Raw genomic sequence first — 23937 nt, 5'->3', positions numbered from 1 at the left:
TTTTCGAAACCCCACCGCTGAGGTGAATTGCTTAGTGAAGCGCGGGTTCCAGTGGGGATTTGATACTGGCCAGGAGCTCGTTCTCGTATGCTTGGCATACACCGTTCCAGGTGAAATGTTCCTGCTGCCGAAGGATCGCAGACCGACCAAGCTCGACGCGGGTGGCGTGATTGCCCATCAGTCCCAACAGTGCTTCCGCAATCGCAGCTGGATCGGGCTGAGTAAACACTCCAGCATCGCCGAGGACCTCTCGATTGAACTTGGTATCGCGGGCTACGGTTGGTGCTCCGCATGCCATCGCCTGGACGAGTGCCGGATTAGTGCCACCGACGCTGTGACCGTGGAAATACGCTCCGCAGTTTTGCCACAAAGCGAGGAGCTCGTCGTCATCTGATATGTGACCCAACCAGGTCACACTCTCGCACGCATCAGCAAGCGCCGCAACTCGCGCTTCTACTTCGCCGCCGTATCCAGACGAACCGACAATCACAACCTTTTGCCCCCTCGGCAACAGCTCGACAGCACCAATGAACTCAGAAACGGAGTTCTCCGGCACAAATCGGGCGACATAGAGTATATACTCGCCAGCTTGGTAACCGCGGACCGGTTCGAGTTCGCCGGCCTCGGTGCCTCCATACGGAATGTAAGCCCCGACTCGGGCAAATTCTCTCACCCAACGATCGCGAATTGCCAGCGAATCGCACACTATTCGGTCAGCGTAGCGCGCAGAAAGAACAGCACCGGTGCGAAACACTCGCTTCGCGAGGCCACCCCATTTCTGACGCTCCCACTCGATACCGTCGACGTTGAGAACGATGGGCACACCCCTGGCCCGAAGTATAGGAAGCCAGTAACCGTTTGCCACATTCATTACCAACGCGACATCGACGTTGCGGAACGCCGTGTCGACCGAACTTGTCAAGCCGTAGGACAGCGTACTGAGCGACTTCCTCTCAATTCCTGGAGAGAATACCTGAACGACCGAATCCCCCTCCGCGTCCTCTTCGACACGATCGACCCCCGACCGGCAGTAGACCACAACTCGCCAACCGCGATCGGTCAGGAACGGCACTAATTTCCTAATGAGTGTCTCGAAGCCTCCGTAGTAACTTGGATAGCCTCGAGTGCCTACAATCGCAACCGTGGGCTTCGATCCGTGCTTCATCTTTTCATCCTCCGGCTAGTCTGCAGACCCGAACGCTCGGGTTTTCGGGCAGGCAAGCTCAAATCGGCAAAACGGTTGGTCATGCCAGCCACGGCCCCTGCCATGGAAAGCGATTGCGCGTTCGAATGGACGTGTTCGGCCACGAGTGAGAGCAGTTCGGGATCGTCAAGCAATCGGCCAACCACGACAGCCCAGGCATCCGGATCCGACGACTCGACTACACAGAGTCTCCGTATGTCCGGATCAGTCACCAACATTGCAGCTGCGCCGTACCTGTGGCCAACAACTATCGGGACTCCGGCGAGGCTGGCCTCTACAGCGCTTCTCCCGAAGGCCTCGCGATAGGAGGTACCTACAAAGAGAGAAGCGGGCTCCCACATCTCGTCCCGCCCCGCCCAGCCCATCAGCTCGCAATGTTTGTTCGCTGCTGCGGCAAGTGAATCACGCAAAGGCCCGTCCCCGAATATTCGTCCGTCACGTCCTGTCCGTTCGCAGATCTCCGCAAACAACCCGGGCCGCTTGTCTACGTCTAACCGGCCGGCCCATACCAGGGGGCCAGCCGAGTTCCTTCCGGAGTTACTTCTCGGCAGCGACTTGATGCCCGGACGGACTATCCGCGGAGAAGCCCATGGACGCACGTCCTCCGCCAGCGTGTCCGTTGTAACCCACACTTCACGCGCGCAGCGCAAAGTCATTGTTTCGAGCAGCCTCAACATCTGTCGCCGCGTAGCCGACTGTTCTCCGGGGGCCGGCCACGGTAGACCTCGTATGTACGCGATCCACGACGACCGGTCGCGACTGCCAACTAGTGTGTCCCGGCATACGGCCATGTCCGATTGGCTGATCAGGGTTACCACCCAGTCCGCTCGGGCGTAGTTGTCGTCGGATGCAAGCATTGCCCGAATCTCCCCAACCACCGGCAACCCATGGCTGCTCACCTCGCCAACGGCGACGGCCCTATGCTGACGTGCAGTACCCGGCGCTCCAGGCCGCATACCGACGGTTGCTGTCCACGGCATCCCCTCTGACTGAGCTTGTTCAACTAGATCGAACAGAGAGTTGTAGACCCCACTCCTTGCCATGAGCGGAGCGGCAACGAGGTGAACTCGTGCCGACTTGCTTCTCAATGCCGTCACCGCCCAACCAGATCCAAGACGAACTGGGCTTTGTACCGCCAAGTCACATGCTCAGGAATATTTGCTGGGATACGCGCCGGCCTGGGCCCCGCGGCTAATCGCGCCAGCCAGTCTCTTTGGTCAGAGGCGTCGACGACAAACACCCCGTCGTCGAGCTTGCGATCGCCCGTGCCTAGAACCGGGGTAGTCAACACCGGCAGCCCAGCGGCACGGTACTCATAAGTCTTGATGACATCACCTCCGACTTCTCCGCGGCCGACCCGGTGCGGCACCCACCCGACATCAAAGGTCGTTAGCAGCTCTGGCACACGTTCGTAGTGAACATCGCCGAGCAGAGTAATATTGCCGATGTCGCGCAAAGGCTTGCGATACTCCCGGTCCAGTATGGGTCCCGCGAAGACGAATTCGACGTCCGGTAGTTCTTTCGCTGTGTTGCAGATCAGATCGAGATCGAGTCGACGTCCTATCTTTCCGACGTATCCGACGGTAATCGGCCCCTCGATTGTCTGAGCTTCTGAAAACCGTTCCGGGTCGCATCCATTGAGTAAGAGGTGGACGTCTGAACGACCGAACCGCCGTGCGAGCTCTGCGGTTGCTTCAGAGTTCGCGGTCACATGGTCTGCACGTGCGAACATCCGCTCGTAAGCCTGTTGAACTCTTCCGGCGATACCCTCGAATGCGAAATGAACTGTCCAGTCATCCAACAGATCGAACACAATCGTCCTGCCGCCCGCACCAAGGTCACCCCAGGAAGAACTCAGCGACACAAACGGATTCCACACGACCGCATCCGCCACGTCGAGTCCCCCAGCAAGACGTGGGTACTTGGACAGAGAGTCGACCCACCATGCCTGCCTGTCAGAGATGCGGGGAACCGCCCAGGTGAACGAGTTCAGAGCAACAGTGTTCGAAGCAACTTTCAGATTCTTTGCGCGGACAGATGCACCGGTCAGGTGCGGCTCCGGCCTTGAGATAACTGCGGTGCTTCCAGTGCCCGCGAGGAGTCGCCCGAACCACTCGATCAAGTGACCGTCACGAGTTCGATAGCCCTCGCGACTCAGCTTGTGCTGCCCATGCATCGGAAAGGCCAGGAGTGCGACGCTCGTGCTGTTGGACGTCAGTTTATGCAACGGTCACTCCATCGTCGGTGCGGCGATACTCGTAAGTGCGATAACCAATCAGACCTAGTACCTTGCCGATCTCGAAACTCAGAACGTTGAATGGCTTGGCTGGAATCGTGCGGTCAAAAATAATCGCCCGCAGGAACAATAATGCGTAATAGCCGGCGCGCGGAATGCCTTTCACCATCGCACTATATGGGTGATCGCTATACTTGAGGCGCACGCGGGTATGGACGATGCCGCTGCGAGTACTCCGGCGGACCAGCCATCGTGCGCTAAGCCTCGAAGCCGGAACATCCTCGGACACGACCGCTTCGTTGCAGTACACGATCTTGGCGCCGGAAAGCCTTAGACCCCAGAAGAAGTCCCAGTCACTTCCTCCGGTCTCGCTGAACGACGTGTCGAAGCGTGGCTCGCCGGCGCGTACCCAGGCGTCCCGCCTCATCACACTGTTATTGGTCGCGGCTGAAAGCAACCTAGTGCCACTGATCGCGCGCTCACGCTGGAAGAAGCCGCCACGCCTAATCCACTCCGGGCAATCGTCTGGGAGGCTGGTCAATACCGGACCCTGCACGACGTCGGCCCCGCTCGTATCCAGGTAAGAAGTAAGAGTGAACAGCCACTCGTCGTCTACCCACTCATCGTCATCGACGAAAATGATCCCGTCATAATCAGGGGTGAAAAAATCAAGACCTGCGTTGCGCGCCTGCGCGATACCCGCCTCCGGTTGAACCGTGTAGTACGTCGCAGCCGAGTGATCTTCAGCGATACTTCTGGCCGAACCGGCCGGGTCGTTGTCCACAACCACTACGTCGGCGGACGAGTTCGTACCTACCATCAGGCTGTCGAGCAGGCGGCCGAGGCCTTTAGGACGCATATAGGTGGCCACAGAGATCAGATACCTACCGTTAACCAAACGCCGTTCATCGCAGTACATTTCAACCTCTCGATCCACTTACCGGACGTCGACGAGACCCAGCGAACCCCCGGAACCGCATCACGAATCCACGCGCCCTCAAGTAGAGAATCGCGAGGTCGTCGCGTCGAAATCGCAAGAATAGTGCGGGTTTCATCCCGAACACATGATTTGCCAGAACCAGTACAAACAGACCGCAGACGCCGTTAGCAATCATGGATGCAATGGCCGCTCCCATCGCACCCATTTTGGGCAATAGTAAAACCAACAATACAACGTTGAGGACTACAGACGAAAGAATCGCGACACTCCGCAGAATCGGTCGCCCGCGAGCCGTCATTCCCGCCGCAGCTACCGAGCCCGGGTTGCCGATGATCGTGCCGACCAGGATGACAGCAAGTACCACTGTCACCGAGCCGAACTCAGAACCGAACGCCAGCGGGACCGCCCACGTGGCCATCAGCACGGCGGCTGCCCCAACCGCAGTTGTGATGATGGTCGACAAACGCGCCGCCCGACCAAGGCTCTCGTCGTCGTTCCGCGCTGACTGTACCGAGAACACGACATCTCGAACCGCGGTGTTGAATGTCCGGACCATATCCGCGAGCGACACTGCGACGACGTAGATACCGAGTTCCGCCGCGGAAGACAAAGGCAGGAACAGCACCTGGTCCAGCCTCGCCAGAATGACGCCCGCGGCCGAACCAATCCATGCACCCAGACCGAATCGAGCCAGTTGCGTCGCATGCGCACGTGCCCCAAGGTCTTCGGGTGCAGTCGGGGTCCCAGATCGACGGGTCCGAAGGAGGCCCAGGTAAGCGAAGCCTCCGACAAAGTTTCCAATGGCCAAGGCCCACGCGGCCGAGGTGACGGTTAGGCTCCCCGATGCGAGTAGCGCACATAGGGCTCCAACTCGGAACACACTGGCCAGACATTGATCAAACGCGACGATCAGCCAAGCTTGCTCGGCACGCGCATAACCGCGGATCACCAGGACGATGAGCGCGGGAGTCAGCATGAACCCAATCATCGACATCAGATCCTGGATGTCGGGATGCGCACCGGCCAACGCGCTGGAGATCGCCACGATCAGGGCACTTCCAAGGGGCCCTACAACAGACATTGCGCAGATCCCCAATGTAAGGCTACGAATCGTCCGTACCCGGCGGGCAACGAAATACGTCACGGATTCGGGCATGCCCATTGTCAGCGCCGCCGTCGCTACCAATAGCGGCGCGGCAGCGGCCGCAACCAACCCACGTCCCTCTGCTCCTAGGGCTCGCGCCAACAGGGGAGCTGTGATAATCGAAGCCAGCAGCGGCATTAAGTTTCCGAATGTGACGATCGCAATACTGCGGCTCACATTGTTTCTGGTCTTTTGCCGCTGTTCGGCCCGTTCGCCTTGCAAGTCGGAGCCTGGACCGGCCGCATACTCCGGGACTGTCATAGGGAGGCGGCCAGCTTCTTTCGGTCCAACTCTACGTAGGTTGCGGCGACCTGTGAGTCATTGCGACCCTTTGTCACGTTGACGTGTTTGAGCGCGCTTGACTGCGCGGCCTCGATGGAGGCGAAGTCGCGGCTGCTGCCATCGACCACCCGAACTGGGACATCGACCTGCAGTGCGGTGTGATTGATCCAAACGTCATCTGCCGTCGGGCAGACCGCCTTGAACTCGGTCCCACGCGCAATCAGGGCGCGGACCATGTGCACGGGATATAAAGCTCCGGAAACGCCGCACAAAAAATTCCTGTTGTTCTCCTCTGCATCATGAACCAGCGGCCACTCAGCATAAGGCACAATTTGAGGACCGCGGTCACCGTCACTCAGGTCGACGCCGATGCGCCTGGCGCGGTAGCAACTGATCCCGTCCGGGTGATCCAGGTGATATCCGAATAGCCGATGCAGCCAATACGCCGGGTAGACTACGTCGTCATCGGCGGTGACCAGCGGCAAGCCTGTTTCGGCGGCGATCCCCAGTGCATCGAAGTACTTTGTGTGCGGGCCGACGCCCTCGATCGATTGCCGAACCTCGAGACCTACGCGCTGCAATCGCTTCAATCGTCTTGGCAGTCGCTCGATAGTTGCGCCGTCGTCGACCCATAAAATTATCCGCGACGGCCGAAGGCGCCCCATAAGAATAGACTCGATTGCAATGTAAACGAGCCCGAGCCGATCGCCGTAGGTCGTCATACTCACGATCGGCGCACCCGCGTCGCCCAAAGCGGTGCGCCTGAACGGTAATGCATTGATCGCTCGGATCCGGGTCAGAATTAATGCCTTTCGAACCTGAAACTTCGCCCCGCCAGCCAATTGCCGGAGGCGCGCCTGCTTCTCAAGAGGAGCAAGAGACTTCAAGGGGCCTCCCTTTCGATAGTACGAGCTCAGATTGCTCGGTCAGCGCAGATACGTCCAACCCGCTGACTTCCACGTTGCCTCGTCGAGGCACAAACGGCCATCGATAATGGTGCGGCCACGAACGATGGTGTCCAAATCGCTCGGCTTCAGATCCCGGAACTCTCGCCACTCGGTCAGCACGGCGACCACATCAGCTTGTTCACAAGCTGCTCGCGCGGTAGGCGCGTAGTCCAGTGTCGGAAACAGGCGCTTCGAAGTCTCATTCGCCTTTGGGTCATACACCACGACCGAGGCTCCTTGCAGTTGAAGCTGGCCCGCCACGTTCAGGGCGGGAGAGTCGCGCACATCATCCGACTCCGGCTTGAATGCTGCGCCTAGAACCGCGACGCGCTTACCGAGCAACGATCCACCGCAGGAACGCTTCGTCAGATTCACCATGCGATTACGTCGTCGCATGTTGACGTTGTCAACCTCTCGAAGGAACGACAGCGCTTCCGACGCACCCAATTCGCCGGCTCTCGCCATGAATGCACGGATGTCCTTCGGCAGGCACCCACCACCGAAACCTAGACCCGCGTTGAGGAACTTCCGTCCAATCCGGTCATCGTGGCCGATTGCATCGGCCACGGCCGTGACATCGGCTCCTGCAGCCTCACATACCTCCGCAATCGCGTTGATGAATGAAATCTTCGTGGCGAGAAAAGAATTGGCCGCGACCTTGACCATCTCCGCGCTTTGGCGATCCATGACGATGTAAGGAGTGCCGCGGTCAATCATTTGCGCGTAGACCTCACGGGCTGCGAGTTCTAGCTTGCCGCCCTTCTCCGCGCCGACGACTATCCGATCCGGACGCAGTGTGTCGTCGATTGCGTGCCCCTCACGTAGGAACTCGGGGTTCCACCCGAGATGAACCGCTACGTCGTCCTTGGCCAATTCTTGCGCGCGATTTGCGAGTCGTTCGCAAGTACCGACCGGCACAGTGGATTTGCCGAGAATTAATGCCTCCTCCGACAGCAGCGGAACCAGGCTCTCCACTACGCTCTCCACGTAGCGCAGGTCTGCGGCGTACTCCCCCTTGCGCTGAGGTGTACCTACCGCGATGAAGTAAACCCCACCCCACTCTGCCGCTTCCTCGTAACTCGCCGACACCTTGAGGAGGCCCGACTCGAGGTGCTTCCGAACCAGATCGGGGAGCCCGGGCTCATAGAACGGGACCTCGCCTCGGGCTAGTTCCTCGCGTCGGTAGTCGTCCAATTCAATCCCGAGCACCTCATGGCCGAGCTCTGCCATGGAGGCCGCGTGGGTAGCTCCGAGGTAGCCCAGTCCAAACACTACAATTCTCATGCAACTGCCTTTCCAAAGCATTGCGGTGACACGTCTGATAGACATGGCCACCCAGTCTCAAAGTGCACAAAAAAAGAGAATCTTCGCCGATGCTGGCGCGCTATTTACCTCCGCGACGTGAGTAGTTCCTTCGTCTTTACGATCGGCTTCGCATCTGATATCCAAGTCTGGGGGAATCCCTTTCAAGGTGGTCTTGCGCGCGAGTCTCGTTCCATCCTGGGACGATTCATCCTTTGTAGACATCTCGATCTCTTCAAGGGGAACGTAGTTATCTCCAGGGAGGGTAACGTCGACGTCGGCCCGGTCGTCGCTGTCCTCGCCAGTGTTTATCACCACGAGCGCGAGCGACTTCCGCCCCTTCAGTCCGTAGAGTCGAACATTCTCGTTCTTCTCATCCGGCACGACTTGAAGCATGGCGATGCCGTTGGCCAATCGATTAAGGATTGCTATCGCCTTGAAAGGATCGGCCTTACTGATCTTTTGATCGTTGCTCACACATATCGGCGAGTAAGCAATACAGTCTGTGAGTGTTCCATGGAAGTAGACACCGTCGAACCCACGAATCGTCGCATCCAGCGCGAAGTCCAGCATCCATAAGGCTCCTGCGAGTCTGTTGCTTACTCCTGGAATACCTCCGCAATTGACCGAGTTCGCCTCGGAGAGCACCACCTTAGAAGAGTTTGCGATAGCAGCGGCGCGGGATATATCGACGAGGGATTCGTCACGCGTCTCGTATGCGAACTCAGAAAAGAGGCCGCCTGGCCCCATTGTGGTGTTCCCGCATCCTCGCGATCCGTAGAAATGCGCAGCGTACACATCGGGAGCGGCACTACGCGATCGAGAAAACTGGGAAGCGCTCCCCCAGATGAAGTCGTATCTGTTGCCGCTGGAGTCCGGTGCTTGGATGTCGATCTCAGGCACCAGGTTGCGAATAGCTTCGGAGTAACGCCGTACGTCGTTTACGTAGGTGCCGAATGGGGGGTTCGGTGGATAGTAGACATTCGGTTCGTTGCCAATTGCAATCGAAATCAACCGGTCGCCAAAGATCGCGGTTGCATGTTTGGCCATGTCGGCGGCGCGACCCGCGTCTCGCGACCGTAAATTCACGCTCATCACCACCCGCCATCCAAGGCTCCCAGTCAGCGCCGCGAGCCTCTTCAAACCGTCTGGAGTCGCCCGAAACCGGTACCCAGCTGGCAGCGACTCCCCCTGCGACGTCCAGAACATCTCGTCAGATGTATTGCCACCGACCCGTAGAACCATCCCAGGGCGAAAATCTTTGAAGACTTCGGCGAGTTCGGCGACCTGGAGGGACTTACCGTCTCCTGCCAAAGTCGATGACTCAATAGAAAGCCCAACACTGTCGGATACGAATCCATAACTCGCTTCGCCGAGCATTTGCGCATGGAAAGTCGATTTGTCATCGTGAGGGGAGCAAGCGACGAATACCAGCAGGACGGGGAGCATTACACTGAGGACTCGTGTGTCCATTACGCCTGAACCACGATTCCTTTCACAGCTATCATCCAGACTGTGGGTGTCACAGCTCGTACTAACCGGAGTCGACATGACTCAGTAGGCTCCATCCTTGTGAAGCACGGCCCGAACTGTCCGCCACAGAATGAGTGCATCCTGCATGATTGACCAGTTCTCAACATAGGAAAGATCAAGCCGCACGGACTCTTCCCAGGAGAGATCCGACCTACCTGAAACCTGCCACAAACCAGTCATTCCAGGCTTGACGAGCATCCGTCGGGCAACGCGGCCGTCGTACTGTTCAACTTCTTCTCGCAGCGGAGGACGCGGGCCCACTAGACTCATCGTTCCGCCCAGTACGTTGAGCAACTGCGGAATTTCGTCGAGGCTGTAACGCCGAATGAACGAACCCACGTGAGTGACACGAGGGTCATTCCGCATCTTGAAGAGGACACCGGCGCCCTCGTCGAGCGTTTGGAGACCGGCTTTGTGCTTGTCAGCATCCTGGACCATCGACCTAAATTTCCACATCAGGAACGGTTGGTTATTGATGCCCATGCGAGTGGCCCTGTAGAAGACCGGCCCCGGCGAATCCAGTTTGATAGCGAAGGCGACTGCAATGAATACCGGCGCCAACATCAGAAGAATCGCAGCAGACCCAACCCTGTCGACAACGGCCTTACGAAATCGATTTGCACCCTCATACCTGGGCTTATCGATGTGCAAGAGCGGCAAGCCGGCGACGGGACGCACCATGACACGGGGCCCTGCCACGTCCGTGACGCCGGGCGAGACGATCATGTCGACGTCCAATCCTTCGAGGTCCCAGGACAGCGCTTGCATGGCGTCATGTCCCAGGGCCTCTGCGGAAGTAACGGCTACGGTTGTGGCTCCGGTCTCCGCGACGACGTCACACACATCGTCGAACGTGCCTAGAACCGGTACTTGTGCCTCGCCGAGGGCCATGATCCGGGGACGTCCACTGCGCTCCGGCAAGCAGATTCCAACCACTCGGTAACCCAGCTCCGGGTGTTTGACCAGCCGTTCCATGAGGGGGACGGCCGAACTACGCGTTCCGACAACTAGCACGTGTTCGAGGTTCTCTGAACGCCTGCGCTGCATCAACAGGACTCGTCTCCACATCCAGCGCGACAGTACGAGCCCACACGTGCCGATCGGAAGTGCGAGCGCCAAGAATCCTCGCGCGATGTTGAGTTTGAACAGCAGATCGACCATCGCCAGAACGCCAAATAGCGAAAGGCATGCGGTCACTACGCGGCTGTACTCCTGCGATCCGGACGCGAGAATTCGGCGATCCAGGCTTTGGAACGCGCGCAGTGCAAGAAGCCACGAGATGCCCAGAGCGACCGAGACGTAGACCGCAGGAGCACCTACCCTGCCGTTAGGTGCCATCGCTCCATCGGCGCCGAACCGAACCCCCTGGGCGACGGCTACAGCAACGATCACTATCACCGCGTCTGAGACGGAGACTCGCTTGAGATATGTACGCATCCAGGACCGGGAACGGTCTTCTGTGCGATCGACAAACCGAAGCCGCTGACCACGGCGACCGACGCCGCGCATCGGCCTGTCAAAGGCTTGACGATCGGCCACTGCCCACCTCCCAACATCCCCGAAATACTGAAGGAAAAGGCGAACTCCCCACGCCACACCAGAGAGAGACCCCGTCGTTGGAATACTCATCCCGTGCGGCGAGCCTATTTCACTTCGATCTCACTCACAACTCGACCGAACCAGGGGAATCCTCCCAGTTGACCGCGGATCCACTCACAGCACACGGAAGGACATAGACATCTCAATGCCCACCGAGCGACCTCAGCAACGGGACGACCTGGAGCTCACCGACCTGCATATATACGGAAAAGTAGCGGCGCCGTCCGAGCCACAACGGACACGGAGCCGGTGCTCGCCCTTGCACCGTGGGCGCGGCCTACAAAACAGGGACCAATTTCACCGCGAACCATTCCTAACTGATTTTAGCGATCTCGGAACCGAGTCAAACGAGCGATAGCCGATATCTCGCGAGCGATAAAGCAAATGCTGTCGAGGGACAACGTCCTATCAGGCTTAAATGAACCGTGTGTGACGTTGACGAGAAGAAGTGCATCGAGAGGTGCCGATGACGCGTTCGGTGGTGGCGTATTTCTGTTCGACGGCGTTCTTGGTGGGTTGCCACCAGTCGGTGTTGGTGCGGTACCAGTCGATGGTGGCGGTCATTCCGGCGCGGAAGTCGAGGTAGGTGGGTTGCCAACCGAGTTCGGTGCGTAGGCGGGTGGAGTCGATGGCGTAGCGGCGATCGTGGCCGGGGCGATCGGTGACGAAGTCGAAGGCGTCGGTGGGTTGGTCGAGGAGTTCGAGGATGGTTTCCACGACGGTGCGGTTGTCGACTTCGCCGTCGGCGCCGATGAGGTAGGTCTCGCCGATGCGGCCGCGGTCGATGATGGTCCAGACGGCGTCGTTGTGGTCGTCGACGTGGATCCAGTCGCGGATGTTGCGGCCGTCGCCGTAGAGCTTGGGACGCACCCCGGTCAGGACGTTGGTGATCTGGCGGGGGATGAATTTCTCGATGTGCTGGTAGGGCCCGTAGTTGTTGGAGCAGTTGGAGATGGTCGCGGCCACGCCGAAGGACCGCACCCAGGCGCGTACGAGTAGGTCGCTGCCGGCTTTGGTGGAGGAGTAGGGGCTCGACGGGTTGTAGGCGGTGGTCTCGGTGAAGCGGGCCGGGTCCTCGAGGTCGAGGTCGCCGTAGACCTCGTCGGTGCTGATGTGGTGGTAGCGGACCTGATGGGCGCGGACGGCTTCGAGCAGGGTGTAGGTGCCCACGAGGTTGGTGGTGACGAACGCCGAGGGGTCGGCCAAAGAGTTGTCGTTGTGGGATTCGGCGGCGAAGTGGACCACGAGGTCGGCTTCGCGACGAGGCGGTCGACCAGGGCGGTGTCGGTGATGTCGCCTTCGACGAGGTCGACCCGGTCGGCGACCGGGGCGAGGGTGTCGGGGTTGGCGGCGTAGGTCAGTTTGTCCAGGACCCGGATCGACACCTCGGGGCGGGTGGCCAGGGTACGCAGCACGAAGTTGGCGCCGATGAACCCGGCACCACCGGTCACGAGAACACGCATGTTGAACCCAATTTTCGCTGTTTGCGGACGGATAAATTAATCAAGATTGACCACAAGCCAATAATCTCAAATACTTGCGTTCAGTTATTTCAATTCTGCACTGAACGTCGAATGGATTTAGCCTATCGGCATGAAGGGCATAATTCTGGCCGGTGGCACGGGCTCGCGGCTGCACCCGATCACGCAGGGGGTGAGCAAACAGCTCGTCCCGGTCTATGACAAGCCGATGATCTACTACCCGCTGTCGACCCTGATGCTCGCCGGTATCCGCGACATCCTCATCATCACCACACCGCACGACGCCCCGGCGTTCGAGAATCTGCTGGGCAACGGCGACCAGTTCGGCATCAACCTGACCTACAAGACCCAGCCCTCACCCGACGGACTGGCGCAGGCCTTCGTCCTGGGCGCCGAGCACATCGGCACCGAATCGGTGGCACTGGTGCTGGGCGACAACATCTTCTACGGGCCGGGTCTCGGCAGCCGATTGCAGGGTTTCGAGAACGTCGACGGCGGAGCGGTCTTCGCCTACTGGGTGGCCAACCCCGAGGCCTACGGCGTCGTCGACTTCGACGCCGACGGAACCGCCATCTCGCTGGAAGAGAAGCCCGCACAACCGAAGTCCAACTTCGCCGTCCCCGGCCTCTACTTCTACGACAACGACGTCGTCGAGATCGCCCGCAACCTGCAGCCCAGTGCACGCGGGGAGTACGAGATCACCGACGTCAACGCCCACTACCTCAAACGCGGCAAGCTGTCGGTCACCGTGCTGCCACGCGGTACGGCCTGGCTCGACACCGGGACCTTCGACAGCCTCCTCGACGCCGGCAACTTCGTCCGCACCGTCGAACAACGCCAGGGACTCAAGATCGCCGTCCCCGAGGAGATCGCCTGGCGTCGTGGCTTCATCAGCGACGAGGAACTCGAGGCGAGTGCTGGAAAGCTAATGAAATCCGGGTACGGTAAGTACCTCGTTGAAGTCTTGGAGCGCGGAAGGCAGACCCACTGACATCGCTGCCCTACCGTCCCGCGGCGCGGTCGGTATCAATAGACCTGCTACGGGTGTTTGGCATAGTTGCAATAATTGCGGGCCATGTCTGGGACAACCAATTCACCCGCGAGGGCATCTACACCTGGCACGTCCCCCTCTTCTTCTTTCTCACCGGATACCTGTGGACTCAGCATCGTGCAGTCCGAACCGAAGCGCGCAAACGCGCACGAACGCTCCTGGTCCCGTACGCCTGTTGGTTGGCCCTGATCTCCATTCCTTACCTCGGGCAGGAAGTCCTCAGGGACTCGAAGGACCCCTGGCCCCTCTTGCTCAACCTCTTGTGGGGTGGTTCGGAGCTCGGTCGCCCATTCTCCGCGTTCTGGTTTGTCACCGCGCTATTCTTCGCCGTTATCCTTCTCAGGTCACTTCAACGCCTCCCGCGATTCGTTCCATGGACCGTCTCAATCTGCGTTCTGATCATGTGTTACCTCGATAGTTCCGCTGTATCAGCACTTCCGCTCTCTGCAGGGGTGGCTGTACCAGCCATGCTGTTCATCCTCCTGGGGTCAGCATTCCGATCGATCAGATCGGTTGTTCAACAACCGCTTTGGATCGGCACTGGCCTCCTCGTTTTGCCGGCCATTCTCGTGGGGTCTCACCTGAGTGCCCCGATGGACATGAAGCAGGCCGACTTCGGCACACCCGTCCTAAGCGTGCTAGTCGCCGCATCAATCGCCTGCGGTCTAGTACTGATCGCCGAGACCACCGTCCACTGGGCCGGACGCGCGGCAACTTGGACCACTTCACTCGCCGCGACCGGTCTTATGGTTGTTCTCACACACGCCGCCATTCTCTGGCTACTTCGGACGCCTCCAACCGGCAGCTGGATCGACTTCGCACTGGCGTTGACGGCACCTTGGCTGACTGCGCTCCTGCTCTTCGCCAGTCCCCTGTCCCCCTACCTTGTCGGTACGACGCGACGAAGCAGGCATAGACTGCCCACGGGTAGGTCATAGTTCGCACGCTACTGTGACTACCGTTCGTCGCCTTTGCGTCTCGATTTGGAGAGCTATTGATGTTTGACATCGTCAAGCGCGTTGCTAGATCAGCCCCGGTATGGGCCTGGATCTTGATGGTTCTTCTTGCGGCTGCGATCATCGTGGGTTTGTTTCTCGCGAGCAATCGTGCGGCCCCCATGGCCACTCCCGGAGGAGGGTCTGCCCAACCGACCTCGATCTCCTCCATCTAGTTGGAGCTGGCCCGCCCCCGACGAAAGCCCTTAGCGGCGCTACACCATCTCGTAGCGCGCGACTTGGTCGGCGAGCACCCATACTGTCGTGATGCCCGATCCGTTCCACGCACTCGTGCTGATGAACCTGCTCTTCGTCGTCGGCGCCTGGTCCCTCGCGCGACCCAGTTACCCAGCTGCGGGCCTCTTGACCGCGAACGCGGTCGCATGGGCGCTGTGGAATCAGCCGATCGAGGGCCGTGTTCTGGTGTCGTTCAGTATCGAGCACGGGATCACGGAGAGTGACCTGCTGTCGGTTGCCGCAGTCGTCATCGCAGCGATCACCGTCTGGCGTACGCGTGAGCGCCGAAGGTACGAGGATTGAACTGCCCGAAGTCGGCCTACTGTTCTCCGATGCATTAGCGTGCACTCCATGCGTACTCGAGGCGTTGCGTTCCGGCTGTTGATCTCGGTACTGGCGGTACTGGCAGTGTGGTCGACGTCGGCCACAGCCTCCGCCTCTCCCCCACCACCGCACCCGAGGCTCGATCACTCGATCACCGTCCAGGTGCCCGGAGTGGTCTGGGGCGTCGGCGGCGCCGCAGTCGCGCACCCGCGGGTGTTCTATGGGCGTGGACAGATCTACCCCTACCCGATCGGTTATGGATTCCGCTGGCACTGGCGCAATCTCACAACCGGCGCTGCCGGATCGATCCCCTACGACTACCCGCACCGTCGCACCACCATCCGGACCGGGGCGGGCCAGCTACTCGTCACAGGTGAGTACTATCCGCAGCCCAACGTCTACATAAGCACGCCGGTCGCGGCCACCTTCTACGTCGATCCGTGAGAATCGTCAGCCCGAGCCACTGATCCGGTAGGTCCGAACTTGCGGAGTCGCGCCGGACGCTGAAGGCGTCGAGCAAGCAGCGCACTCGGGGCGGGCAGTCAGCATGTACTACGTGGCCGACCCGATCGGACTCATCGTGGCGACCGTTCTCCGGCATCGACCATCGACCACGCGAGCTCGCTCAGCGCGCTGTCGACAGCCGCGTCACCCACAACCGGTCCAACGTCCTCGACTCCTCCCGAGATCAGCCACCCGGCGGGCTCGACGACGGTGGGCCTATGCGTCGGCGGGCGAGGTTCGGGGACGTCCTGCGGGCGGGTCTGATCGCGAGCGGCAACCAGATAAAACGCCAGGTACCGATCACCGTTCGTGGCGGAGGTTCGCCATCCCCAGAACCGCCCGGTCCACAGCGCGTCGTCGGACGTGTGTACGGCTTCGGTGTTGACGATGGTTCCGATCTGTGTGTGCAGATCGCCGGCCGCTGTCGGGAAGTCTGCGATGACTGCGGGTGGCACCGTCTCGTACCAGAGTCCGCGACGGTAGTCGGTGAAGCGCCCTCGATCGCGGGTGGAGTACACGTCGAGGTACGCGGCCGTCACCGGGTTCTTCGTGGCCGCCGACCACGGCGGGGTGATCCGATAGCGACGCACGTCACCATCCGGGCCCATCGCCCGAGGCCCCCAGTCGAACACACGGGGTTCGGAGATGCCGATGCCCAGCGTGCGCATCTGTGTCAACCAGTTGTCAGCAACTGCCAGCGGTACAACGGAATTCACCGGGTTCTGCACTTGCAGCATGAGTGTCAGGATGACCATCGCCACCGCGGTGAAAACGGACAAGACGATCCGCGGCCACCGACGGTGTGCCGCCGACGCGGCGATGCCGACGGCGGCATCGTCAAGGTTGACCGCGGGCGGCGATGCCACCGGCGCGTCAGGATGATGAACAGGCACGAGCCCTCCCCAGGACAGCGCCCGGCCATGGAGCCGCGACGCTTCCCTCGACCCGCTGTCATTCCCGAAGGCCCCCTGACGTGCGAGTCGAGGTATGCAATGAGCCTATCCTTCGATCGTCTTTTGACAACACAAAGACTAGTTGTCAACTGTCCGGATTCGGCCGATGACGCCACCACGAGTACCAGGCCCGGAATGACCCATCGTCCTGAGAAACGTTGCGGCACAGCCTGTTCAGCAGAACGAGCCAGATATCGGCCGAACCCGGGGAAAGCCCACGTACGTGGCTGACGTCACCGCACATGTCTCAGATTTCGCGCCCCCGCGCCGCGAGGCACACTGGGTCACTTGTCCAAACACGCACTGGCACTTGGTGAGTCACAGTCGTGGTTGTCGTCCGGCAACCGACCCAACCGAATCGCCCAGCGGCTGTGGTCACCCTGTGTTCGTCGACACCGCAGATGTCTGGGCCACCGCGTCGACCGCCTCGAGGAACGGCGGGATGAAGAACCGGGCGTTGAGCACACAGCATGCGTGTCCCCCGTCAACCTCGAATCGACGTGCGCCGGGGATGCCGTCGACCAGCAGCTGCTGGCGTTCGGGTTCCACGACCCGGTCGCGCACGGACACCACCACCGAAGTCGGGACGTCGACCTCGCCGAGCCAGTCGCGGGAATCGAACTCGCCGAGACCGTTCCCGAAGTCGCCCAGATGCGACAACGGCGTCGACAGGAACTGCCGCAGCGCCCACACGGTGGTGTGCGACGTCTTGTCCAGGCTCGCGTCCGACACCCGCGGCAGGACGCGGTAGATCGATCGCAGGATGCGTCCCATCCGCTCCGACGACGCGCGGTGCCGTGGATCGCGGGTGCTGAAGTACGGCCCGGTGGAGCAGAGCACGAGCCCCGACACACGCTCCGGGTGGCGGCGCCAGACCAACTGCGCGATCCCGCCGCCCATCGAGAAGCCGGCGACGATGAACCGTTCGATCCCCAGCACGTCGGCCAGCGCCACCACGTCGTCCGCGCAATCTCGCAGGTCGAACTGCTCGGACTCGATGCCGCGCCCGTGCCACCGGGCGTCGAGTGTGATCACCCGGTAGCGATCGTTGAGAGCCGGGATCGTCGGATACCAGCACAGGAGGCCCGTCGTGAGGACCGAGTGCAGCAGGAAGACCGCAGGTGCGTCGCGTGGACCCGAATCGGTGACGAATGCGCGTCCGCGCCCGGGGAGGTCGACCATCCGTCCCTCCGGGACGTCCCGGGCCGGGTAGGGCGCGAAGACGTGGCGGGCGGCGCGCACGGTGCCCCGCAAGAACTCGGCGATCACTCTGACAACGGTACGGGAGTTCGGGGACCGAGAATTGGGGACGTGAGATGCTGGTCACATGATCGACATCGCCCGTCCGAAAATCGAGGGGTCGATCGCCGTGGCCGACGGCGATCGACGAATCGGGTTCGCCGAGTACGGATCGGCCACCGGACGAGCCATCGTCTGGCTCCACGGCACGCCGGGGGCGCGTCGACAGATCCCCGTGGAGGCGCGCGCCCACGCTCTGGACAAGCGGGTTCGGCTCATCGGACTGGACCGTCCCGGTGTGGGATCGTCGACGCCGCACCGCTATGACAACGTCGCCGACTTCGCGCCCGATTTCGCCGAGGTACTCGAGGCACTCGGCATCGACGACTTCGCGATCATCGGACTGTCGGGCGGTGGGCCCTACGCGCTGGGCGTCGCACATGCGTTCCCGGAGCGGGTGGTCGCGGCGGGGATTCTCGGTGGTGTCGCGCCGACGGTCGGGCCCGACCGCATCGGCGGCGGCGCGATGCGACTCGGCACCCTCCTGGCACCACTGGTCAACGTCGCGGGCGCTCCCATCGGCCAGGTTCTCAGCGTGGCGATCGGGTTCGCGCGGCCCATCGCCGAACCGGCCATCACCATCTACGGACGCTTCTCCCCGCAAGCAGACCGGGAGCTGCTGGCGCGCCCCGAGTTCCGCGCCATGTTCCTCGACGACCTGCTGCACGGCGGGAGTCGTCGGATGGAGGCGCCGTTCGCCGACGTCGTCGTGTTCGCCCGCGACTGGGGCTTCCGCGTACCCGACGTCAAGGTGCCGGTGCGCTGGTGGCACGGCGACGACGACCACATCATCCCGTACGCACACGGCGAACACATGGTGTCGTTGCTCCCCGACGCCAAGCTGTTGGAGATGCCAGGCGAGAGCCACCTCAGCACCCTGCACATGGCCACCGACATCATTGACGAGCTGCTCGCGCTGTGGGATCAGTCGCGACCGGCCTTGGGCGAGTAGCCCTCACGCACCGGTGGGCGCCGTGGCCGACAGCCCGGCCGCGAGTCCCAGCGCCACCGCCATGAGGGTCAGTTCGACGGCCGCCGCCCGGATCGAGCCCACCTCGGTCGTCTGGTGGCGACGGGCCGCGGGCAGCCAACGACGCCGGTGCCAGGCGGCGATGCCCACGAGGATCGCGAGCACCGCCACCTTGGCCAGCAGTATCCGACCGTAACCGCTGGTGACCAGCCCGGCGGGCCCGTCGACCTCGGCGAGTCCGGCGATCACGCCGGTCACGGTGAGCACCCCGACGGCCCACGGGGCGCGGCTGGAGAAGACCGGCAGGCTGCGTGCCCACCCGGACCTTCCGCGGACCGAGATCGCCATCGCGGCAAGCAGTCCGCACCACCATGCCGCGGCGAGTGCGTGGGCGCCGATGAGGAACGGACCCCAGGAGTCGTTGCCGGCATGCCCGCTGATCGCGGTCGCGAGGACCCCGATCGCCGCGAGGGCGCCGACCACCAGCACGGGGATCGCGAGGTCGGTGAGCAGGTCGAGGACCGCCCAGCCGAGGATCAAGATCGCCGCGACGAGAACCACCATCTCGGGTGCGCCCGAGAACAGGACGTCGCCGAAATCACCCGCCGTGACCTCCAGGACATCGGTGCCGGACCGGTCGGCGGTGCGCGCCCAGCCGCTGACCAGCGCCGCCAGCACCCAGGTGGCGGCGAGCACGCCGATCACCCGGGTGGACGGCACGGCGTCGACGGTGGGCAGCGCACCCAGTCCGAGCAGGATCACCGACACCCCGAGCGCCAGTGTCGTGGGCACCGCGAACAGGTCCGGACCGTCCGGGCGGGCGAGCAGCCAGCTTGCCGCCAGCCCTCCGAAGAGGATCGTGACGCCGGACAGGACCGGCACACCGGCCACGGCCCTGACCTGTCTCGGCTCCGTGCTCATCGACTCACTTCTGCCCTCGTCGTCAGTTCTTCGCCGTGGGTCGCCGGCTCATCCAGAACACGACACCGAGCCCGACAATGAGGACCACCGCGGCACCGACGATGAAGTACCACACCGGTACTCCCTCGTCGGAGGCCGCGTCGGAGGCCTCGATCGCCGGCCCGGGCTCGCCGTTGCCGGCCACCGTGAGCTCGAAGCTCCGCTGCCCGCTGATGACATGCCCGTCGGCGGAGGTCACCCGGTAGTTGACGACATACTTGCCTGCCGGACCCAGCTCACGCACCCCGACCCGCAGGTCGGGACCGTCGACTGTCGGCTCGCCGGACTGCCAGTAGTGGTCGTCGGGGCCGACGACGTTGAGCACCGCATACGACGACTGGATCGGCTCGTTGAACGTCAGCGTCACCGACGCCGGGCCGCTCTGCAGTGCCGCGCCGTCGGCCGGATCGGAGGACACGAGGCGTGAATGCGCCGACGCCGCGGGAGCTGCCCAGGACCCGACCAGTCCGAGGCACGCGAGCGCGGCGAGCACGACGACGACGCGTCGTCCGAGCTGCGGCCGGCGACGCATGCGGTCAGGCATTGCCGCCGCCTCGACCGTTGCGTCGAAGTGCGGTCAGCGCGGCCAGCCCGAAGACGGTGCCGAGCGCTCCGACCACGAGTCCGATCCCGCCCAGCCAGCGAGCGGCCGAGTCCTCCGACGAGGCCGACGCGGCTGAGTCGGAACCGCTCGCATCCGCCGACGCGGTCTCGGCGGCGTGGGCACCACCGTGGTGACCGCCGCCCTCGGACGGTGCCAGCGTCAGGGTCGGTGCCGGACGCTCGGGCTCGGAACCGTCGGCCGGGGTGGGCTGGTTCCAGTCGGCGATCTCACCGTCGGCGTAGGTCTGCAGAGCGGGCAGCTCGACGGTCTCCTGCTCCGGGAACGGTCCGCCCGAGAAGCGGAACTGGGCGAACTGGCCGACCGGGACGCCGGGCGAACCGGGTTCGGCGGTCCAGGTGATCTCGGTGACCATGTCGTCCTTCTTGGTGACGATGGACTTCCACCCGGGCATCACCTCCGGTCGCGCCGATTTCAGGCCGGGCAGCGTCACGCGCAGTGACGTGGTGGGGGCGGCGTCGGACTCGTTGGGGACGACGAGGTTGACGACCCCGTAACCGCCCTGCGTGAGGGTCGGGGCGTTGGCCGTGACGTGCGCCGAGGCGACGCCCGCGCCGGTGAGTGAGGCGAGCCCGACGACGGCTGCGGCAGTTGCGGGCAGGACGATGCGGCGGGCGATCGCGGCCCGCGACGTGCTGATCTTCATGAGTGTTCTTTCGATGGTGTCGGATACCGATGCCGAGGTACGCACGCAGAGACCCCACATCACCTCATGTGATCCGGGGTTGCGGCGTCAGACCCGGCGCGGTGGTCCGCGAACGCCGGTTCCGCCGAGTTCGGGACCGGACAGAACACACGGTTGTACCCAGAAGATCGGCGCGGCCGCCGGCGCGACCGGCAGAATCGGCAGCGCCAGGGAGCGGATGACCGAACCCATCGACGCCAGCAGATGCGCGCCGATGACGATCAGTACGGCGCTGAGCGGGATGGCGACCAGGTGCGTGAGCAGCATCGGCAGTGCCGGTGTCGCGTGCGTCGCGTGCCCGGCGTCGAAGGCGACAGACCAGTGGCAGGCGATCTGGGCGGCGGTCAGCACGGCCGCGGTCGACGCCGCGGCGGGCACCAGCCGGCGTCGGCGCGACACCAGGAGCATCGCCGCGACGACACCGATCGCCGCACTGAGGAGCAGCCCCGACGAGCTCGGGGCCGCACCACCGGCCGCACCGTGCGCGGCGACCGCGACCGTCGGGACCACACCGACCGCGGCGACACGCGTGAACGCGTCGGACGTGCGGTCGGTGCGGGACATGGCCCTCATCCTAGGAGTGGAGTCGACCAACCCGGCCACCGAGTCGGGGTGCGGTGACAGAATCGGGGCATGTCGAGCTCTGGTCCCTCAGTGAGCGGTGTGGAGATTCGCGAGCTGTCCTCGCCTGACGAGCTGGAGGACCTCATGCGGGTCTTCGACGACGTCTGGCGGCCGGACCCGACGAGCCGTCCGGTCGGGACCGACATGCTGCGGGCCCTCACCCACACCGGCAACTACGTCGCGGGTGCATTCATCGGCGACGACCTGGCGGGCGGAAGCGTGGCATTCCTGGCCGCCCCGATCGGCGAGGCGCTGCACAGCCACATCACCGGAGTGACCCGCCGTGGCCGCGGCCATCAGGTGGGCTTCGCGATGAAGATGCATCAGCGGCGGTGGGCGCTGGAGCGTGGGTTGTCGACGATCACCTGGACCTTCGATCCGCTCGTCGCACGTAACGCCTATTTCAACATGGCCAAGCTGGGGGCTACTCCGTTGCACTATCACGAGGACTTCTACGGCGACCTGGGCGACGAACTCGGCGGCGGTGCCGACTCGGACCGGGTCCTGATGGCGTGGAACCTCCTGTCGGAGAACGATTCCGCCGAGACGCACGGGTCGGTCGACGAGGAGTTGGCGCGAGGTGCGGTGCGGGTCATCGACGCCGGCGACCCGTCACGCCCGGTGGCCCACCACGAGCGCATCACCCCGGAGGCCGGTGCCGTTGTCGAGGTGCCGCGGGATGTCGAGGCGATGCGGGTGAATGCCCCGCTCGACGCCGCACGTTGGCGGATTGCGGTTCGAGATGCATTGTCGCCGTTACTCGTCGACGGCGAAGCCCGTCGGTCGGTGCGTTTTCTCCGTTCGGGACACTACGTGTTCGGTCCGTCGGGGTCGGGGGCGCGGTGACGTCGACGTCGACACCGGCGGAGCTGAATCCGTCGGACTGGTACCGCCATCCGTACACTCTCGCCGACATCCTGCCCGCGGCGTCGGGCGCGCTGGGGATCACCGCTCCGCCGACGGAACTGGCCGTTCCACCTGGGGATTCCGTCGTCGTCCTGCTGATCGACGGTCTGGGTGCGACGCTGCTCGACCAGTACGCCGAGCACGCACCGACCCTGCGTGAGCTGACCTCGACGACGCTGCGCGCCGGGTTCCCCGCGACCACCGCGACCAGCATCCTGTCCCTCACCGTGGGGGCGTCGTGTGGCGTGCACGGGATCATCGGTTACAGCTTTCGGCCCGACGACGAGTGCCGCACCCGCGGTTCGCGGCGCGTGCTGAACTCGCTGCGCTGGAGCCTCGACGACGCGCAGGGACCATCGGCGCTGATGACCTATCCCCCGGCGCTGGTGCGCACCGAGCGCGGGAGCCTGGAAACCCTTGCTGCCGCGGGCGTCCGGGTGACCTATGTGATGCCGGGAGAATTCCGTGGTAGCGGCCTGACGATGGCCGCGTTCCGCGCGTCGGGACAGTACCTGCCCGCGGTCACCCCGGACGGCATCCGGGAGGCGGTCACCACGACGCTGCGTCGTCGGAGCCGGCACCGGCGGTTCGTCTACGCGTACTACAGCGAACTGGACATGGCCGGCCACATCTACGGGCCGGGTTCCGAACCGTGGCTGGAGAAGTTGCGCATCGTCGAGAAGATGGTCGCCGACCTCGCGTCGGAGTTGCCGCCGGGGACCACGCTGCTCGTCACCGGCGATCACGGCATGATCACCGCCGATCGGGCCATCGACATCGACACCGCCCCTGTACTTCTCGAGGGTGTCGACGCCGTCGCGGGCGAGGCGCGGGTACGCCACGTCTATGCCACCCCGGGTTCGGAGAGCGATGTGCTGGCCGCATGGTCGGACTACCTGGGTGATGGCGCCCATGTCGTCGCGCGGGAGCAGACCATCGACGAGGGGTGGTTCGGTCCGGTGGTGACCGACGCCGTCGCCCGCCGCATCGGAGACGTCGTCGCGGTGGCACGCGGCACCACGACGCTCACCCGGAGCAAACGGGAGACGATGGAGTCGATGATGCTCGGCCACCACGGCGCCTGGACCGCCGACGAACAGCTCGTGCCACTCCTCGTGGCGTCGGGTTAGGTGAGCGGG

Annotated in this window: 22 protein-coding genes and 1 pseudogene; 7 read left to right on the top strand and 16 right to left on the bottom strand. The window is 62.9% G+C overall.

Features of this window, described 5'->3' with window-relative positions:
* Positions 1 to 31 precede the first annotated feature (31 nt).
* The 10 genes and pseudogenes from ACSUZC_RS05625 to rfbB form a co-directional block, all read right to left on the bottom strand.
* Positions 32 to 1165 (bottom strand): glycosyltransferase, encoded by a 1134-nt coding sequence (locus tag ACSUZC_RS05625; protein ID WP_439031897.1) that lies wholly within the window; start codon positions 1163 to 1165, stop codon positions 32 to 34.
* Complete coding sequence (locus ACSUZC_RS05620) at positions 1162 to 1860, bottom strand: glycosyltransferase (protein WP_439033002.1); 699 nt, start codon at positions 1858 to 1860, stop codon at positions 1162 to 1164. Before ACSUZC_RS05620 ends, ACSUZC_RS05625 begins: the two co-directional genes overlap by 4 nt.
* A gap of 437 nt (positions 1861 to 2297) precedes the next feature.
* Positions 2298 to 3431, bottom strand: coding sequence for a glycosyltransferase (locus ACSUZC_RS05615; RefSeq protein WP_439031896.1), 1134 nt, complete (start codon positions 3429 to 3431; stop codon positions 2298 to 2300).
* Positions 3424 to 4311: a glycosyltransferase family 2 protein gene (locus tag ACSUZC_RS05610; protein ID WP_439031895.1), complete on the bottom strand. Its 888-nt coding sequence runs from the start codon at positions 4309 to 4311 to the stop codon at positions 3424 to 3426. The genes ACSUZC_RS05615 and ACSUZC_RS05610 overlap by 8 nt, the downstream gene beginning before the upstream one ends.
* 49 nt (positions 4312 to 4360) lie before the next feature.
* Complete coding sequence (locus ACSUZC_RS05605) at positions 4361 to 5785, bottom strand: lipopolysaccharide biosynthesis protein (protein WP_439031894.1); 1425 nt, start codon at positions 5783 to 5785, stop codon at positions 4361 to 4363.
* Positions 5782 to 6693, bottom strand: coding sequence for a glycosyltransferase family 2 protein (locus tag ACSUZC_RS05600; protein WP_439031893.1), 912 nt, complete (start codon positions 6691 to 6693; stop codon positions 5782 to 5784). The genes ACSUZC_RS05605 and ACSUZC_RS05600 overlap by 4 nt, the downstream gene beginning before the upstream one ends.
* Positions 6694 to 6732: 39 nt before the next feature.
* Positions 6733 to 8037: a UDP-glucose dehydrogenase family protein gene (locus ACSUZC_RS05595; RefSeq protein ID WP_439031892.1), complete on the bottom strand. Its 1305-nt coding sequence runs from the start codon at positions 8035 to 8037 to the stop codon at positions 6733 to 6735.
* A 57-nt stretch (positions 8038 to 8094) separates the two neighbouring features.
* Positions 8095 to 9528, bottom strand: a complete 1434-nt coding sequence (locus tag ACSUZC_RS05590) for a hypothetical protein (RefSeq protein WP_439031891.1) — start codon at positions 9526 to 9528, stop codon at positions 8095 to 8097.
* A gap of 81 nt (positions 9529 to 9609) precedes the next feature.
* Positions 9610 to 11097 carry a sugar transferase gene (locus ACSUZC_RS05585; protein WP_439033001.1) on the bottom strand — a complete coding sequence of 496 codons (1488 nt, stop codon included), beginning with the start codon at positions 11095 to 11097 and terminating at the stop codon, positions 9610 to 9612.
* Between the two features lie 504 nt (positions 11098 to 11601).
* Positions 11602 to 12650, bottom strand: a pseudogene (gene rfbB / locus ACSUZC_RS05580) (dTDP-glucose 4,6-dehydratase).
* 130 nt (positions 12651 to 12780) lie between these two features.
* Here rfbB and rfbA point away from each other — a divergent pair.
* The 4 genes from rfbA to ACSUZC_RS05560 all read left to right on the top strand — a co-directional run bounded on the left by rfbA (position 12781) and on the right by ACSUZC_RS05560 (position 15719).
* Complete coding sequence (gene rfbA, locus ACSUZC_RS05575) at positions 12781 to 13659, top strand: glucose-1-phosphate thymidylyltransferase RfbA (protein ID WP_439031890.1); 879 nt, start codon at positions 12781 to 12783, stop codon at positions 13657 to 13659.
* A complete protein-coding gene (locus ACSUZC_RS05570; protein ID WP_439033000.1) occupies positions 13656 to 14657 on the top strand; it encodes an acyltransferase family protein in 1002 nt (333 codons plus the stop codon). The genes rfbA and ACSUZC_RS05570 overlap by 4 nt, the downstream gene beginning before the upstream one ends.
* A gap of 324 nt (positions 14658 to 14981) precedes the next feature.
* Positions 14982 to 15254 carry a hypothetical protein gene (locus ACSUZC_RS05565; RefSeq protein WP_439031889.1) on the top strand — a complete coding sequence of 91 codons (273 nt, stop codon included), beginning with the start codon at positions 14982 to 14984 and terminating at the stop codon, positions 15252 to 15254.
* 48 nt (positions 15255 to 15302) lie between these two features.
* On the top strand, positions 15303 to 15719 hold the full coding sequence (locus ACSUZC_RS05560; RefSeq protein ID WP_439031888.1) for a hypothetical protein: 417 nt from the start codon (positions 15303 to 15305) through the stop codon (positions 15717 to 15719).
* A gap of 131 nt (positions 15720 to 15850) precedes the next feature.
* Here the strand turns inward: ACSUZC_RS05560 and ACSUZC_RS05555 are convergent, their stop codons facing one another.
* Positions 15851 to 16645: a hypothetical protein gene (locus ACSUZC_RS05555; RefSeq protein WP_439031887.1), complete on the bottom strand. Its 795-nt coding sequence runs from the start codon at positions 16643 to 16645 to the stop codon at positions 15851 to 15853.
* Positions 16646 to 17107: 462 nt separating this feature from the next.
* Complete coding sequence (locus tag ACSUZC_RS05550) at positions 17108 to 17914, bottom strand: alpha/beta fold hydrolase (RefSeq protein ID WP_439032999.1); 807 nt, start codon at positions 17912 to 17914, stop codon at positions 17108 to 17110.
* Between the two features lie 145 nt (positions 17915 to 18059).
* Here ACSUZC_RS05550 and ACSUZC_RS05545 point away from each other — a divergent pair, with 145 nt between their 5' ends.
* Positions 18060 to 18983, top strand: a complete 924-nt coding sequence (locus tag ACSUZC_RS05545) for an alpha/beta fold hydrolase (RefSeq protein WP_439031886.1) — start codon at positions 18060 to 18062, stop codon at positions 18981 to 18983.
* 3 nt (positions 18984 to 18986) lie between these two features.
* On the opposite strand, the gene ACSUZC_RS05540 is transcribed toward ACSUZC_RS05545, so the two are convergent.
* The 4 genes from ACSUZC_RS05540 to ACSUZC_RS05525 form a co-directional block, all read right to left on the bottom strand.
* Positions 18987 to 19922, bottom strand: coding sequence for a CopD family protein (locus tag ACSUZC_RS05540; protein ID WP_439031885.1), 936 nt, complete (start codon positions 19920 to 19922; stop codon positions 18987 to 18989).
* Between the two features lie 22 nt (positions 19923 to 19944).
* On the bottom strand, positions 19945 to 20505 hold the full coding sequence (locus ACSUZC_RS05535; RefSeq protein WP_439031884.1) for a copper resistance CopC family protein: 561 nt from the start codon (positions 20503 to 20505) through the stop codon (positions 19945 to 19947).
* A complete protein-coding gene (locus tag ACSUZC_RS05530; protein ID WP_439031883.1) occupies positions 20498 to 21229 on the bottom strand; it encodes a YcnI family copper-binding membrane protein in 732 nt (243 codons plus the stop codon). The genes ACSUZC_RS05535 and ACSUZC_RS05530 overlap by 8 nt, the downstream gene beginning before the upstream one ends.
* An 87-nt stretch (positions 21230 to 21316) precedes the next feature.
* Positions 21317 to 21832 (bottom strand): YtxH domain-containing protein, encoded by a 516-nt coding sequence (locus ACSUZC_RS05525; RefSeq protein WP_439031882.1) that lies wholly within the window; start codon positions 21830 to 21832, stop codon positions 21317 to 21319.
* Positions 21833 to 21901: 69 nt separating this feature from the next.
* Between ACSUZC_RS05525 and ACSUZC_RS05520 the strand changes: the two genes are divergently transcribed.
* Positions 21902 to 22738, top strand: coding sequence for a GNAT family N-acetyltransferase (locus ACSUZC_RS05520; protein ID WP_439031881.1), 837 nt, complete (start codon positions 21902 to 21904; stop codon positions 22736 to 22738).
* Entirely contained in the window at positions 22735 to 23928 is a 1194-nt protein-coding gene (locus ACSUZC_RS05515; RefSeq protein WP_439031880.1) for an alkaline phosphatase family protein, read from the top strand. The genes ACSUZC_RS05520 and ACSUZC_RS05515 overlap by 4 nt, the downstream gene beginning before the upstream one ends.
* The last annotated feature ends 9 nt before the right edge of the window (positions 23929 to 23937 follow it).

Origin of the sequence: Gordonia terrae (assembly GCF_051789125.1) — a bacterium.
GTDB classification, from domain to species: Bacteria; Actinomycetota; Actinomycetes; order Mycobacteriales; family Mycobacteriaceae; genus Gordonia; species Gordonia terrae_A.
Note: the sequence above shows the minus strand (reverse complement) of the source record. Positions and strands in the feature narration are given on the sequence as shown.

Excerpts from the sequence above, each read along its gene's own strand:
- ACSUZC_RS05590 (WP_439031891.1), bottom strand. The coding sequence starts at position 9,528 with ATGGACACACGAGTCCTCAGTGTAATGCTCCCCGTCCTGCTGGTATTC.
- ACSUZC_RS05545 (WP_439031886.1), top strand. The coding sequence starts at position 18,060 with ATGATCGACATCGCCCGTCCGAAAATCGAGGGGTCGATCGCCGTGGCC.
- ACSUZC_RS05560 (WP_439031888.1), top strand. The coding sequence starts at position 15,303 with ATGCGTACTCGAGGCGTTGCGTTCCGGCTGTTGATCTCGGTACTGGCG.
- ACSUZC_RS05525 (WP_439031882.1), bottom strand. The coding sequence starts at position 21,832 with ATGTCCCGCACCGACCGCACGTCCGACGCGTTCACGCGTGTCGCCGCG.
- ACSUZC_RS05550 (WP_439032999.1), bottom strand. The coding sequence starts at position 17,914 with ATGGTCGACCTCCCCGGGCGCGGACGCGCATTCGTCACCGATTCGGGT.
- ACSUZC_RS05595 (WP_439031892.1), bottom strand. The coding sequence starts at position 8,037 with ATGAGAATTGTAGTGTTTGGACTGGGCTACCTCGGAGCTACCCACGCG.
- ACSUZC_RS05585 (WP_439033001.1), bottom strand. The coding sequence starts at position 11,097 with ATGCGCGGCGTCGGTCGCCGTGGTCAGCGGCTTCGGTTTGTCGATCGC.
- ACSUZC_RS05520 (WP_439031881.1), top strand. The coding sequence starts at position 21,902 with ATGTCGAGCTCTGGTCCCTCAGTGAGCGGTGTGGAGATTCGCGAGCTG.
- ACSUZC_RS05530 (WP_439031883.1), bottom strand. The coding sequence starts at position 21,229 with ATGAAGATCAGCACGTCGCGGGCCGCGATCGCCCGCCGCATCGTCCTG.
- ACSUZC_RS05620 (WP_439033002.1), bottom strand. The coding sequence starts at position 1,860 with ATGACTTTGCGCTGCGCGCGTGAAGTGTGGGTTACAACGGACACGCTG.
- ACSUZC_RS05535 (WP_439031884.1), bottom strand. The coding sequence starts at position 20,505 with ATGCCTGACCGCATGCGTCGCCGGCCGCAGCTCGGACGACGCGTCGTC.
- ACSUZC_RS05540 (WP_439031885.1), bottom strand. The coding sequence starts at position 19,922 with ATGAGCACGGAGCCGAGACAGGTCAGGGCCGTGGCCGGTGTGCCGGTC.
- ACSUZC_RS05605 (WP_439031894.1), bottom strand. The coding sequence starts at position 5,785 with ATGACAGTCCCGGAGTATGCGGCCGGTCCAGGCTCCGACTTGCAAGGC.
- ACSUZC_RS05565 (WP_439031889.1), top strand. The coding sequence starts at position 14,982 with ATGCCCGATCCGTTCCACGCACTCGTGCTGATGAACCTGCTCTTCGTC.
- ACSUZC_RS05625 (WP_439031897.1), bottom strand. The coding sequence starts at position 1,165 with ATGAAGCACGGATCGAAGCCCACGGTTGCGATTGTAGGCACTCGAGGC.
- rfbA (WP_439031890.1), top strand. The coding sequence starts at position 12,781 with ATGAAGGGCATAATTCTGGCCGGTGGCACGGGCTCGCGGCTGCACCCG.